This is a genomic window from Candidatus Thiodiazotropha sp. CDECU1 (assembly GCF_963455295.1).
Classification (GTDB): Bacteria; Pseudomonadota; Gammaproteobacteria; order Chromatiales; family Chromatiaceae; genus Thiodiazotropha.
In genome coordinates, this window is the sequence record NZ_OY734020.1 from 687,728 (window position 1) to 700,638 (window position 12,911).

Annotated in this window: 15 protein-coding genes; 3 read left to right on the forward strand and 12 right to left on the reverse strand. The window is 54.1% G+C overall.

Features of this window, described 5'->3' with window-relative positions; all coding sequences use genetic code 11:
• Positions 1-67: 67 nt before the first annotated feature.
• From radC to purM, 4 genes are read right to left on the reverse strand one after another with little or no spacing between them, the layout of a single operon-like run.
• A complete protein-coding gene (gene radC, locus R2K28_RS03165) occupies positions 68-742 on the reverse strand; it encodes a RadC family protein (protein WP_316367947.1) in 675 nt (224 codons plus the stop codon).
• A gap of 58 nt (positions 743-800) precedes the next feature.
• Positions 801-1,499, reverse strand: a complete 699-nt coding sequence (locus R2K28_RS03170; protein ID WP_316367948.1) for a DUF3108 domain-containing protein — start codon at positions 1,497-1,499, stop codon at positions 801-803.
• Positions 1,500-1,545: 46 nt separating this feature from the next.
• Complete coding sequence (gene purN / locus R2K28_RS03175; protein ID WP_316367949.1) at positions 1,546-2,214, reverse strand: phosphoribosylglycinamide formyltransferase; 669 nt, start codon at positions 2,212-2,214, stop codon at positions 1,546-1,548.
• The gene (gene purM, locus R2K28_RS03180; protein WP_316367950.1) at positions 2,211-3,281 is read right to left on the reverse strand and encodes a phosphoribosylformylglycinamidine cyclo-ligase; all 1,071 of its coding nucleotides are present in this window, start codon (positions 3,279-3,281) and stop codon (positions 2,211-2,213) included. The genes purN and purM overlap by 4 nt, the downstream gene beginning before the upstream one ends.
• Before the next feature lie 292 nt (positions 3,282-3,573).
• Between purM and R2K28_RS03185 the strand changes: the two genes are divergently transcribed.
• The 3 genes from R2K28_RS03185 (at position 3,574) to R2K28_RS03195 (ending at position 5,859) form a co-directional block, all read left to right on the forward strand.
• A complete protein-coding gene (locus R2K28_RS03185; RefSeq protein WP_316367951.1) occupies positions 3,574-4,647 on the forward strand; it encodes a DUF2066 domain-containing protein in 1,074 nt (357 codons plus the stop codon).
• Positions 4,648-4,670: 23 nt separating this feature from the next.
• A complete protein-coding gene (locus R2K28_RS03190) occupies positions 4,671-5,225 on the forward strand; it encodes a CDP-alcohol phosphatidyltransferase family protein (RefSeq protein ID WP_316367952.1) in 555 nt (184 codons plus the stop codon).
• Between the two features lie 82 nt (positions 5,226-5,307).
• A complete protein-coding gene (locus tag R2K28_RS03195; protein WP_316367953.1) occupies positions 5,308-5,859 on the forward strand; it encodes an outer membrane beta-barrel protein in 552 nt (183 codons plus the stop codon).
• Positions 5,860-5,921: 62 nt separating this feature from the next.
• Here the strand turns inward: R2K28_RS03195 and R2K28_RS03200 are convergent, their stop codons facing one another.
• The 8 genes from R2K28_RS03200 to gshB form a co-directional block, all read right to left on the reverse strand.
• On the reverse strand, positions 5,922-6,794 hold the full coding sequence (locus tag R2K28_RS03200) for a dihydroorotate dehydrogenase electron transfer subunit (protein WP_316367954.1): 873 nt from the start codon (positions 6,792-6,794) through the stop codon (positions 5,922-5,924).
• 8 nt (positions 6,795-6,802) lie between these two features.
• The gene (locus tag R2K28_RS03205) at positions 6,803-8,092 is read right to left on the reverse strand and encodes a dihydroorotase (protein ID WP_316367955.1); all 1,290 of its coding nucleotides are present in this window, start codon (positions 8,090-8,092) and stop codon (positions 6,803-6,805) included.
• Entirely contained in the window at positions 8,089-9,081 is a 993-nt protein-coding gene (locus tag R2K28_RS03210; protein ID WP_316367956.1) for an aspartate carbamoyltransferase catalytic subunit, read from the reverse strand. The genes R2K28_RS03205 and R2K28_RS03210 overlap by 4 nt, the downstream gene beginning before the upstream one ends.
• A 6-nt stretch (positions 9,082-9,087) precedes the next feature.
• Positions 9,088-9,642, reverse strand: a complete 555-nt coding sequence (gene pyrR, locus R2K28_RS03215) for a bifunctional pyr operon transcriptional regulator/uracil phosphoribosyltransferase PyrR (protein ID WP_316367957.1) — start codon at positions 9,640-9,642, stop codon at positions 9,088-9,090.
• Positions 9,632-10,030 carry a Holliday junction resolvase RuvX gene (ruvX, locus tag R2K28_RS03220; RefSeq protein WP_316367958.1) on the reverse strand — a complete coding sequence of 133 codons (399 nt, stop codon included), beginning with the start codon at positions 10,028-10,030 and terminating at the stop codon, positions 9,632-9,634. The genes pyrR and ruvX overlap by 11 nt, the downstream gene beginning before the upstream one ends.
• A gap of 214 nt (positions 10,031-10,244) precedes the next feature.
• Positions 10,245-10,808, reverse strand: a complete 564-nt coding sequence (locus R2K28_RS03225) for a YqgE/AlgH family protein (RefSeq protein WP_316367959.1) — start codon at positions 10,806-10,808, stop codon at positions 10,245-10,247.
• Positions 10,809-10,847: 39 nt separating this feature from the next.
• Entirely contained in the window at positions 10,848-11,708 is an 861-nt protein-coding gene (locus R2K28_RS03230) for an energy transducer TonB (protein WP_316367960.1), read from the reverse strand.
• Positions 11,705-12,655, reverse strand: coding sequence for a glutathione synthase (gene gshB, locus R2K28_RS03235; RefSeq protein ID WP_316367962.1), 951 nt, complete (start codon positions 12,653-12,655; stop codon positions 11,705-11,707). The genes R2K28_RS03230 and gshB overlap by 4 nt, the downstream gene beginning before the upstream one ends.
• Positions 12,656-12,911: the final 256 nt, after the last annotated feature.

A 12,911-nucleotide genomic window follows, 5' to 3' on the forward strand; every position in this document is an offset into this window, starting at 1 on the left:
TGCCGCTTCTCTGAAAGAGTCCCCTCAAGCGCCTCTGCCCGGGCAAAACCTGGTATGGAATCAGAGGTTAAATCATCCCCCTTTGCGCCAGAGAGACCGCGTCTCCCTCGCCGATCACGATATGGTCGAGGACGCGGATATCCACCAGGGCCAGGGCATCCTTGAGGCGTTGGGTGATCTGTCGATCGGCCCTACTCGGTTCAGCGACCCCTGAGGGGTGATTGTGGGCGAATATGAGGGCTGCTGCATTGTGCTCCAGGGCTCGTTTGACAACCTCCCTGGGGTGGATGCTGGCGCCGTCTATGGTGCCTCTGAACAGCTCCTCGTAGCGAATTACACGGTGGCGGTTATCAAGAAACAGGCAGGAGAACACCTCATAGGCATAGTGACGCAACTTGGCTCGAAGGTAGTCCTGGGTCTGCTGCGGACTGCTCAATCCCTCGGTTGCATCGAGCTGCTCATGCAAGTATCGCCTGGCCATCTCCAGCACCGCCTGCAACTGGGCATATTTGGCGCTGCCCAGGCCTTTTGCCCGGCAGAATCGCTGTTGATCGGCACCCAACAGATGTCGCAGGCCGCCGAATTCACCAAGCAGGCTACGCGCCAGGTCCACTGCCGTCTGGCCGGCTACTCCGGTACGTAGGAAGATTGCCAGCAGCTCCGCGTCCGAGAGGGACTCGGGACCTCGCCGAAGCAGTTTTTCTCTCGGTCGCTCGTCCATGGGCCAATCGGTAATCGGCATGCAAGACCTCCTTGTCTTTTGTTGCGGTTATCTATGTTAACTTGCCCTGGGATCCGGTCTAATCTTCACTTGTCTCTTGAGTGATCTCATCCAGAACCATCCGGTAGAGACGCCCGGACTGTTGACGCTCGATTTGCACCGGTAGGTAGTCCAGCTCAGGGGCAAACCAAATGGTGTAGTCCGGTTTGCGTGACTCCTTGCTTCTTCGCACCCGTAAACAGCGCATCTGACCATAGGGCGTGTCGATATTTTCCTCACCCTCGACCAGGAATCGATAACTCTTTATCTTTCCACCATCCGCCACTTGGTAGGAAATATCCTTCCTGCCCTCGGCCAGGTGCAGACGCACGAGCAGTTGTTGACTGAGCCTGTCCTGGGTGCCAGCCGTGATGGATTGTGACCAGGTGATACCGCTACTGGTGGTATGGACCTCACCCACCTGCCAATCAAATTTCAGTTCAGCCCGATCATCCTCTTCTCCCTGGTCATTGTAGGTATAACTGATTGGCTTGATAGAACCGCTGTGCATCGTTCCATAACTCTCTTCGATGATCTCGTCGGCACTGAACCAAGCCACAAACATCCCAGGCAAGGTATGGGCATGATAGTGATATTCACCTTGTTCATTCACTTTGAACTCAAGCTCGAGTTCACCCAGAGGAATGATATTGCGTTTAACACTGAAGGTGGCAGAAAAGGGTTTCAACAACTGTCCTTCATCGGCATGCAGAGGTATGCAACAGCTAAGTGCAGTCATTAGCAACAGCCAGCCGATGCAGTATCGGAGCCTTGTCATTGCGCAGTTACCCGATGGAATCCTGAGGGGCGAATACCACGGGCTTTTCAAGCCGTTTGCCATCCATTACCACCTTGCCTTTCTCATCCATTGATAGTCTTTTTTCAGCGAACCAGCGTATCGCCAGAGGATAGATCAAATGCTCCTTTTGTAACACTCTGGCGGCCAGACTTTCGGCGTTGTCGTCGGTCTCGACTCTTACCTGGGCCTGTACCACCACCGGTCCGCCGTCCAGATCCTCGGTGACGAAATGGATGCTGGCACCGTGTAGTCGATCCTGGGCATCCAGCACCCGTTGATGTGTGTTCAATCCCGTATATTTGGGCAGTAGTGAGGGATGAATATTCAACACCCGTCCGGCATAGTGGCGGACGAACCCCGGGGTGAGAATGCGCATGAAACCGGCCAGTACCAGGAGGTCCGGTGCGTAGCTGTCGATCAATTTCATCAGTGCATGGTCATAGCTTTCCCGGTCGGGGAAGGTTTTGTGACTGAGGATGGCTGTTTCAATCCCGGCCAGCTTGGCCCGTTGCAAACCGATGATATCCGGCAGGTTGCCGATCACGGCGCGTATCTCTATGGGGAGATTCTCCTCGGTGGCTTCAATAATGGCCTGTAGATTGCTCCCATTGCCGGATATCAGTACCACCACCGGGAGTTTGGATGCTGAATTCACGCAAGAGGTCCGTTGATTTCAACTCTGATATCAGTGTTATCGGTGGATTCAATTGCCCCCAGCAACCAGGCGGTTTCGCCCGAGTCATTGAGCAGTTTCAAGGCGGTTTCTGCATCTTGTTGGGCCACACAGACAACCATGCCGACGCCGCTGTTGAAGGTACGCAGCAGCTCACTGTTGGCCAGCTTGCCTTGGGTTTGCAACCATTCGAATATGGGCGGAAGCTGCCAGCTGCCAGTATCGATTACCGCTTTGCAGCCCTCCGGCAGCACCCGGGGTAGGTTTTCGGGCAGGCCGCCCCCGGTAATATGGGCCAGGGCATGAATCTCCACCTCCTGCATCAATGCCAACAGGGGTTTGACGTAGATTCGGGTCGGTGTGAGCAGCGCCTCACCCAGGGTGGCATCCTGGAAGGGTTGGTGCAGATTTGCGTCACTCACCTGGAGAATCTTGCGTACCAGGGAGTAGCCATTTGAGTGGGGGCCTGATGAGGCCAAGCCAATCAGGACATCACCTTGCTGGACATTCTCGGGAAGTATCAGCCGGCTCTTTTCGGCAATGCCGACGCAGAAACCGGCCAGATCGTAATCTCCTTCCGCGTACATGCCTGGCATTTCCGCTGTTTCGCCGCCCGTCAGGGCCGCGCCGGCCTGCTGACAACCGGCCGCGATTCCCTGCACTACGTCGGCGGCGATCCCCACATCCAGTTTTCCCGTGGCGTAGTAGTCGAGAAAGAACAGGGGTTCGGCACCTGCGACCACGATATCGTTGACGCACATTGCCACCAGATCGATACCGATCGAGTCATGGCGATCGAGTTCCAGTGCCAGTTTCAGTTTGGTGCCCACCCCGTCCGTGCCTGAGACGAGCACCGGTTCCCGATAACGATCCAGGGGCAGTTCAAAGAGCGCGCCAAAACCCCCGAGTCCGGCGAGTACGCCTGAACGGAAGGTCTGTTTAACAATCGGTTTGATACGTTCGACTAGGGTATTGCCTGCATCGATGTCGACACCGGCGTCCCGGTAGCTGAGTGATGTGGGACTGCTGGGTTTGGATTCATACGCCACGGGAAGATACTCCGGCTTCTGAGGTGATTCAAAGCCGGATTTTAACAGAAGAAACGGGACTCGGTGAGAGTTGTGAGCACCCTGATTTTCATCTTTTCTGCTGGCGCGTTAAGATTTCCTGTTATTCGACTATCCGAAACAGCTGTTTCACCAGGTTGGCCCCCTGATCGGCCCAGGGTCTTGCATCGGGATAACCAGATAACGAATATAGTGACAATCAGCGAACTTTTGTGATGTGTGGCAATTTATGACTCAAACTCGATTCAAGGTGGCTTCCCGGTGGATATTGGTTTTGGCTGCTCTTTTATCCGCACCATGGGCATCTGCCGAGCGGGTGGGAAATCTCTATGAGGCGGCAGTTCCGGTTGAAGGACAGAGCGCGCAAACCAGGGCGGATGGTATACGCAACGCGTTCGCCAGTGTAATCGTGAAGGTGAGTGGGGATCGCGGCCTGCTGAACCATGCGCAGATTCCCGGGATCCTCAAAAAAGCGTCTGCTTATGTTCAGCAATACCGTTATCAGGCACTCGAGAACACCAATTCGAATGCTGGGTCGGATTCGCCGGATCGATTGTTATGGGTGCGCTTCGATGAACGGGCGGTGAATCGTCTGCTGCGTGAGAGTGGTGTGCCGGTGTGGGGTGGCACACGACCATCCATTCTGGTTTGGCTGGGACAGGAGCAGGGTCCACGACGCGACCTATTGTCAATGGAGCGGGAACGGCAACTGAGACAGCGATTGGACAAGTTGGGCAGGTCAAGGGGGATATCTTTCCTTTGGCCGCTCATGGATATTGAGGATCGTAATGCAATCCGGGTAAGTGATCTGTGGGGTGGTTTTGAAGCTAACATCCGTCGTGCCTCTGCGCGTTATCAGCCTGATGTGATTCTTGTTGGCCGTATGACCCAACAGGGCGGTCGCAGTTGGCGGGGTGAATGGTTGCTCTATCTTCCAGACAAGGTCAACCGGTGGCAGGCCAACGGGAATAGTAAACTGGCACTTGCCAGCGGTGGATTAAATCAAGCCGTGGATGCGCTGGCGCTGCGTTACGCCCCACAGCAGGCAAGTCTGGGGGAAACCGAAATCAGGATTCGTGTGCATGGACTTACACGTTTGGCGGATTACGTTTTGGTCAAGGAGTATCTGCAATCACTGGCAATGATCGAACAACTCGATCTGTTGTCGGCCGATACTGAAAAGGTAAATTTCAAGGTCCGTATCCATGGCAGCAGGGAGGCGTTGGAGCGAGGGATTCAGCTTGGAGCAGTACTCGAGCCGGTGGAATCGATTGAGCTTGATGCATCTATTGAAAATAAAAATTCAGAGGTATTAGTTGGCGAAAGCCTGGTTTATCGCTTACGCTAGCGTGAAACGGAGTAACCATTCTGATGCAGAGTAAGGATATCCCAAACCTGATCAGTGTTCTGCGTATATTATTGACTATCCCTATTGTCTGGTTATTGTTTGAGCATGAATTCTCCTATGCCCTGATTCTGTTCGCTGTGGCCGGTTTTTCAGACGGTCTTGACGGTTTTCTCGCCAAGCGGCTTGGTTGGCAGAGCCACCTGGGTGGTTTGCTCGATCCATTAGCCGACAAGGCCCTGCTGATGAGTTCATTTCTGGTGCTGGGTGGATTGGGGCTGATACCCGTGTGGTTGGTGATGCTGGTTATTTTCCGGGATCTGACCATCATGGGGGGGGCGCTCTATTACAATTTCAGCATTGAAGAGTTGGATGCCAACCCGAGCCTGATCAGCAAACTGAATACCCTGTTGCAGATTGTACTGGTATTGTTGATTGTGACAGATGCGGGACCGCTCGCCCTGCCTGAGCAACTGCTTTCCTGGCTCACCTGGGCAACCGGTTTTACAACCTTGGTCAGTGGTATCGCATATGTCTGGGTGTGGACAAACAAGGCGCGAAACAAGGGCTGGGGCAGCTGATGCTGCTGTTTTTTCACCTATGTCATGGTAAGACTTGGGCATGGATAATTTCTGTTGTTTGTATAGTTCAGGGAGGGGATCAATGAAATTCCTAAATGTTGTTCTTGTTAGCGGTTGCCTACTCTTGTCGTCTGCAGGCAACGCTGAGGAGTCTGTTCAGGGTGCTGGTATCGATGGAAATCGCTATATCGGTGTTATGGTCTCCTCTCCACAATACAAGGAGGATGACTCCAGTGCTGGTTTTCGAAGCCCCGGCTTGCTCGCGCGTGGTGGCTTCGAGTTCAATCCGTTTCTCGCTGTAGAGGGGCAGATAGGCCTGTTTGGGGAGGATGTTGTCGATGGTCACAGCTATCAGATCGACTACCTGGTGAGCATCTATGCCAGGGGTAATCTCCCTCTCATCAATAAACGTACCCGACTCTATGCCCTAGGGGGCGTGACACGATTCTCCGGAAATGTACCCGGCTTCAGCAGTGTGGATGAGACAGCGATCGGCTATGGGGTTGGGCTCGAGTTGTATGCTGATGAACAGAATGCACTGACATTCGAGTGGCTTCGTTATGCAGTTGGCGATATTCATAATGTGGACTATATACTTGAATCTGCCAGCCTCGGTTTTGTCCATCGCTTTTGAGAGAAGGTGTGTTTTATATAACCAGGACAATCGGTTTCAACTGCGGCAGGGCCTGACCGGTATCAGACAAACACGGTCTCTGCATTGAATACCGGGCCATCGACGCAGACCCGTTTCATCGCGGGTCCCTGCGGTGTCTGTACTTCCACGACACATCCTGCACAACCGCCAACACCACAGGCCATGAACTCCTCCAGCGAGACCTGGCAGGGGATATCATGGGCGGCAGCCAGTTGCGCAACCGCTTCCAGCATTGGGTGGGGGCCACAGGCAAAAATCTCAACCTCACTCAATGCCTGCATGTTGAGAGACCGGATCCATTGCTCCGCCAGCTCAGTGACATAGCCTTGAAAGCAGCCGGCAAAGCCCTGCAGGCTGGCAAGCCTGCAACCAATCCCCCAGTCGTCCAGGAGTGGCATGCTGGCGATCACCCCATCCGCGAGCCCGGGAATGATGATTTGCGAGGGTGTTGGCTGAAAAGGAAACGGGACCTCTGAGCCGAGAATCACAAACGGCTGTTTGTGCGGGTCTCTGCGCAGGCTATCCGCCAGAAAAACCATCGGCGGCATACCCACGCCGCCACCGATCAATAGGGGTTTGTTGCGCTTCGGGGAGGGTGTAAAGGGGTTTCCGATAGGACCCAAAAGACTGATCCTCTCCCCGGTGGTACGCTGTGCCAGCAAACTGGTGCCTTTGCCTACACGTTTGTAGAGCAACTCGATCCAGCCGTGTTTGGCCGAGCAACGCATGATAGATATCGGGCGGCGCATTGGCAGTTGCGGATCACAGGTAATATGCACGAAACTGCCGGGCAATGCCTTAAGGGCACAGTGGGGGGCAAGCAGGCGCATGATGAATTGATCACCGGCGAAGGCCTGGTGGGAAAGGATTTCGGCATCTTCAAGAAAGATGGTGTCACGTTGCGTTGTATTCATGGGTGCTATCAGTCCCTTGTGTAGACCAATCGGCCCTTTAAGAGAGTGTGTGTGACCCGTCCCGGCATCTCCCAGCCTGTGAAGGGTGTGTTCTTGCCGGCGCTTATCATTTTATCCCTGTCTACTATCCAGTGTTGGCGGGGATCGAAGATACAGATGTCCGCGGAGTGGCCTGGGTTCAATCGTCCCATGCGCAAGCCGAGAATGTCCGCCGGACCACAGGTCAGACGAGCGATAGCGTCGCTCAGACCAAGTACCCCCTGGTCGACGAGTTTCAGGGTAAGAGGTAACAGGGTCTCGAGCCCCGAAATCCCAGGCTCGGTATCCGGGAAGGGTGACGCCTTGGCGTCGGCTTCATGGGGTTGGTGATCGGAGCAGATCGCCTGAATGACATTCTTTGCGACTGCCTCCCGCAGGCCGTCGCGATCACTGTCATTGCGCAGCGGCGGCCTGACGTGATGATTGCTGTCGAAGCCCTCGATATCGGTTTCACTCAAGTGTAGTTGGTGGATGGCGACATCGGCACTGACCCGTCTTCCTTCACGCTTGGCCCAGGCCATGGTTCGGGCCGCACTGGCACTGGATAGGGTATGAAAGTGGATCACTGCATCTGTTGTCTCCGCCAAGGCCAGGTCACGAGCCACCGCCACGGTTTCAGCCGCCTCAGGTATACCTGGTAGCCCCAGTCGATCTGCAACCTTGCCTTCATGGGCGCATCCGTTGTTGCTGAGATGTTGATCTTCAGGTCGTAGCATGATCAAGAGATTGAAGGTCGCTGCGTACTCCATGGCACGGCGTTGAACCAGGGTGTTGGCCAATGGGGTATAGGCATTGGTCACAGCTATGCATCCTGCTGCCTTGAGCGCTGCCATCTCACTCAGCCGTTCACCTTTCAGTGCTTGGGTCAGAGCGCCCTGGGGTAACAGGCGGCAATACCCGGCTTTACGCGCCTTATGTCGGATCTGTCCAACCACGGCAGGGGTGTCGATGACAGGATAAGTATCTGGGGTGCAGCAAATTGTAGTGATCCCGCTGCTGGCTGCCGCCAGGGTTTCGCTGGCGATGGTGGCCTTGTGCTCCGCCCCGGGTTCGCGCAGATTTGCGCTGAGGTCGATCAGGCCCGGACAGACTACTTGGTTGGTGGCGTCGATGGTGACTGTCGGTTGAAACTCCCTCGGGGGGGTATCGAGACAGAGGACCTTACCACCGGAGATATGGATGTCGGTGACCCGGTCAATGGCGTTTGCCGGATCGATGATCCGACCGCCGAGGATAGAGATGTCTTTTTTCTTTTTCATCCCGCCACCTCCTCCTGCATGCTCAGGTTTTGGGTGCCTATCACCTTGGAGATCACCGCCATGCGTATGGCGATGCCGTAACTCACCTGTTGCAGGATTACCGATTTGGAACCGTCAGCTACCTGGGAGTCCATTTCGACACCACGGTTGATAGGCCCGGGATGCATGACGATGGCATCCGAGTCTGCCAGTGCCAGGCGTCTTTCAGTGAGGCCGTAGAGACTGAAGTACTCATGCTCGGAAGGAAGCAGTGCCCCCTGCATACGCTCCTTTTGCAGACGCAGCATTATGATGACGTCCACATCCCAGATTCCCTCCTCCATGTTGTGATAGACATGCACACCGAGACTGCGGGTATCCGACGGCAGCAGTGTGCGCGGGGCCACCACCCGGACTTCCGAGACCCCGAGTGTGTTGAGGGCGAGAATTTGCGAACGGGCCACCCGGGAGTGAAGCACATCTCCGACGATGGCTACCCGAAGGCCGGCGAATTCACCTTTGTGGCGACGGATGGTGAACATGTCCAGCATTGCCTGGGTGGGGTGGGCATGGCGACCGTCGCCGGCATTGATCACCCCGACCCCCCGGTCGGCGTGATGGGCGATGAAATGGGCGGCGCCACTGCTGGCGTGGCGCACCACGAACATATCCACGTGCATCGCTTCCAGGTTGCGCAGGGTATCGAGCAGGGTTTCGCCTTTGGATGTGGCGGATGCGCTGATGTTGAGGTTGATGACGTCCGCCGAGAGGCGTTTGGCTGCCAATTCAAAAGTGGTTCGTGTGCGGGTGCTGGTCTCGAAGAAGAGATTGGCAACTACCTTGCCTCGACATAAAGGGACTTTTTTTATGGTCCTTTCCGAGACCCCGGTAAATCCTTCCGCCGCATCTAGAATTTCAGTCAGTATCGCCCTATTCAGTCCATCGATGGTGAGGAAGTGGAGTAGTCTTTGTTCCTCGTCCAGTTGCAGGGTTGTGTTACTGGAACTCATAACCGTCTAACCTTGTTCATCAATTCGGGAATTTCGATTTGTCTTGGTTCCGATCACCAATCCGAGTGGTTCTGGCCCGATCAAGGTGATGTGCTGATTCTGTTCCAACTCTGGATGCAGTCCAACCACGTCTGGCTGTATCGGTAGCTCGCGGCCGCTGCGATCGACCAGGGTGGCCAGGATGATCGAAGCAGGGCGTCCATAGTCGAAAATCTCATTCAGTGCGGCGCGGATGGTCCTGCCTGTATGCAGTACGTCATCTATCAGGACGATATGGCGATCATCCACAGGTATTGGGAGATTGGAGGGATGAACCTCCGGATTCATGCCAATGCGGGTGAAATCATCCCGGTAGAAAGAGATGTCCAGTGTACCAAGAGGGTCATTCACCCCAAGTTGGGCATGCAGAATTTCCGCTAACCAGACACCACCGGTACGGATGCCGATCATCAATGGATCGCTGATCCCCCTCGTATTCAGCAGAGAACCAACCTTATCCGCCATGCGGCCCACCAAGGGTTGGACTTCGTTGGCATCCATAAATGTTTTTCTATAGTTCATTTAACCAGGTTTCCAAAATAAGCTTGGCTGCAACAGCGTCATAATCTTCCAATCGCTTGGCTTTATGGCCCAGTCTATCCCTGGCCTCGAAGGAGCTGAATCGCTCATCAGCCAGATAGACCTTGATATGAAATCTCCCCTCAAGCTGTCGTGAGAAGCGTAAAGCTGGTTGTGTGGCATCTGTTTCACTGTCATCCACATCGAGCGGCAGTCCGACGACCAGGGCCTGGGGTCTCCACTCATTGATTAGAGACTCAATGCGTTCCCAGTCGGGCCTATGATTGACCAAGTGTAAGGTCTCCAGTGCGGTTGCCGTTCCTGTCACCGTTTGCCCGACCGCGACGCCTATTTTACGGCTACCGTAATCAAACCCTAGCAAGGTGCCCACTCGCAATCGCCTATATTCTACCCTAGGGCCTGTTAACACTAATCCAATCAGCTCTGCTGGGCGGAAAAATAGCCCCAGTCCTTCGGGTTACCCCTGAAAAAGCGCCACTCTGTGTTGCTCGTCGTTCATTTGGAATCACCAAACCTCACTCCTCGCGCCTTGATTGGCGCTTTTTCAGGGGTAACAGGGCCGATTGGATTAGTGTTATCAGGCCCTAAGCGTGACCAGTATCGCCGCTTAACAGGCTCAGGTCCACGCCGAGCAGGTCGGCGGCTGCCTGCCAACGTTCCTTGCTGGCCCGCTTGAAGATAATCTCACTTGCGGCCGGTCCGCTCAGCCAGGCATTCTGTGCCAGTTCACTCTCAAGTTGACCCGCACCCCAGCCGGCATACCCAAGGGCAACGAGATTGTGTTGAGGACCCTTTCCCGCGGCGATGGCTTCCAGAATGTCCAGTGAAGTCGTAACACTGATCTCGGCGGTGACCTTGAGTGTCGATGCCCACTCGGTGCTGGAGTCGTGCAGTACGAATCCCCGGTCACTCTGTACCGGGCCGCCTATATAGACGGATTGTTTGGCGATTTTGTCTGTGCTGATCGCTATTTCCAGTTGCTCGAATATATCCGCCAGATAGAGATCCATAGGGCGATTTACGACTATACCCATGGCGCCGTCAGCGGTGTGCTCACAGATATAGGTGACGGTATGAAAAAAATTGGGGTCCTCAAGACGTGGCATTGCAATGAGGAAATGATCGGTTAAATTGGTGTGTGTACCCATGGGCTATAGTATCCAGTTGCAGGTGGCCGGCTGCAATAGCTATTGCGAGTAGAGCTTGCCGCTGCGCAAAAACTGCCAGGTGCGGGTAATATCAAGGATATCAGTCTCTTTTCTGATCTCATTGGGAAAGGGAGAGAAGGGAGCTGCCAGGCGTACGATTCGCACGGCGGCATCATCAAGGATCTTATGCCCGGAAGAGTGGAGCACCTTGACATGCTCGACGCTGCCATCGGCTTTAACCGCCACGTGTAACACCAGATTGCCATACAGCTTGCTTCTTTTAGCCTGGTCGGGGTAGTTGAGATTACCTATGCGTTCCACTTTTCGCCGCCAGGCGTCCAGATATGCGGCATATTTATACTCCTTAGTACTGGCGTTTATCGATTTGCGCTTGGGCATTTTTGCATAGGCCCGGGTCTTCTGCTCCAAATCCGCAGTTACCCTGGCAATCTCCAGTTCCTTGCTGCTTAGCAGCTGTTTGGTCGTAGGCGTTGGCGGAGGCGCCTCCTGAGGTGGCGGAGCAGGCAGCTTCACCATGGAGAGTTCGGTGGTGAGCTGAGGCTGTTGATGTTGCTGGGTCTCCAGTTTTGCGGGTGCGGGAAGTTCCGGCATCGGTAGAGGTAAAGATGTTGCCGCCTCTGAAACCTGGGGTTTTATTTTATCAAGCTCCTCACCACCGCCTTGCTGACTGGTTTGGGCGAGAAAATCGGGTTTGTCATCACTCTTGTTCTCTCCGGTAGGATGACGAACCACCATGACCTCCAGGCTTTGCTGGCGAAATTCAGGTTTGCCTTTATCGGTCGGTTTGAAGGTGATACCTAAAATAATGAAAGCATGGATGCAGGCAGCAACGAAGAGGCTCACTCCCAGAAGATCTGTCTGTTTTCCGATGATTATCATTTGTCTAGCTTGTTGCTAATCGCATCCATTAGATCAGATGCGATATCCAGTCCATACTGACTATCCAGCTCTCTGATACAGGTGGGACTGGTGACGTTTATCTCAGTGAGATAGTCACCGATAACATCGAGTCCGGCAAACAGTATGCCCCTTGACTTGAGTACCGGCCCCACCTGTTCGGCAATCCATCGATCCCGGTCTGTGAGAGGCATGCCCTCACCCCTGCCACCAACCGCCAAATTACCCCTGGTCTCACCTTCTGCGGGGATTCTTGCCAGGGCATAGGGTATGGGCTCTCCATCTATCATGAGTATACGCTTGTCGCCATTTGAAATCTCCGGAATGAATCGTTGAGCCATGGCGTATCGGCCGCCGTGCAGGGTCAATGTCTCAATGATTACACCCAGATTTGGGTCGTTCTGAGGAATCCGAAAAATTGACTCGCCACCCATGCCACCCAGGGGTTTCAGTATCACATCCCCGTATTGCTGGTGAAAATCACGGATCTCATCGCCATTTCGGGTGACCAGGGTGGGTGGAGTGCACTGGGGAAAGTGGCTGGTGAACAACTTTTCATTGGCATCTCGCAGACTGTTGGGGCGGTTGACCACCAGGCAGCCTTGCATTTCAGCCTGCTCCAACAGATAGGTCGAATAGATGTACTCCATATCGAATGGAGGATCTTTGCGCATCAGCACCAAGTCCAGCTGATGTAGGGGGAGCTGGTGTCTTTCACCAAACTCGAACCATTTGGAGCTGTCGTCCCAAAGGCGTAACTCCCTGGTTGTCGCCCAACAGACACCGTCCCGCATGGAGAGATTTTTCTGTTCCATATAGTGAATCGGCCAGTTCCGGGCCTGGGCGGCCAGCAACATTGCGAAGGTGCTGTCTTTTTGGATCTTGATGGTACCGATAGGGTCCATTACTACGCCGAGTTGAATAGTCATAAAGGTATCTTATTGTGGAAAAACGTAGTTAAGTTTTTAAATTTATTGCCGATATGGTGACTTACATATGGCACATAAAAACTTAATGCAAGCTTTAAGTTTATGAATTGGGAAGTATATTCTTGATGCATGCAGGCTGTCTTGCTATTTTGAGAGTGTTATATGCGTGGTAAATGCAAAAGGCCCGGTGTAGAGGACATTTTTGTAGGTGTGTCCCCGCATACGGAGAGGGTAGTATCACGGAATTAACTTAAAT

Coding starts and splice junctions, on each gene's coding strand:
- radC (WP_316367947.1), bottom strand. CDS start 742: ATGCCGATTACCGATTGGCCCATGGACGAGCGACCGAGAGAAAAACTG.
- R2K28_RS03170 (WP_316367948.1), bottom strand. CDS start 1,499: ATGACTGCACTTAGCTGTTGCATACCTCTGCATGCCGATGAAGGACAG.
- R2K28_RS03190 (WP_316367952.1), top strand. CDS start 4,671: ATGCAGAGTAAGGATATCCCAAACCTGATCAGTGTTCTGCGTATATTA.
- R2K28_RS03195 (WP_316367953.1), top strand. CDS start 5,308: ATGAAATTCCTAAATGTTGTTCTTGTTAGCGGTTGCCTACTCTTGTCG.
- R2K28_RS03200 (WP_316367954.1), bottom strand. CDS start 6,794: ATGAATACAACGCAACGTGACACCATCTTTCTTGAAGATGCCGAAATC.
- R2K28_RS03205 (WP_316367955.1), bottom strand. CDS start 8,092: ATGAAAAAGAAAAAAGACATCTCTATCCTCGGCGGTCGGATCATCGAT.
- R2K28_RS03210 (WP_316367956.1), bottom strand. CDS start 9,081: ATGAGTTCCAGTAACACAACCCTGCAACTGGACGAGGAACAAAGACTA.
- pyrR (WP_316367957.1), bottom strand. CDS start 9,642: ATGAACTATAGAAAAACATTTATGGATGCCAACGAAGTCCAACCCTTG.
- R2K28_RS03225 (WP_316367959.1), bottom strand. CDS start 10,808: ATGGGTACACACACCAATTTAACCGATCATTTCCTCATTGCAATGCCA.
- R2K28_RS03230 (WP_316367960.1), bottom strand. CDS start 11,708: ATGATAATCATCGGAAAACAGACAGATCTTCTGGGAGTGAGCCTCTTC.
- gshB (WP_316367962.1), bottom strand. CDS start 12,655: ATGACTATTCAACTCGGCGTAGTAATGGACCCTATCGGTACCATCAAG.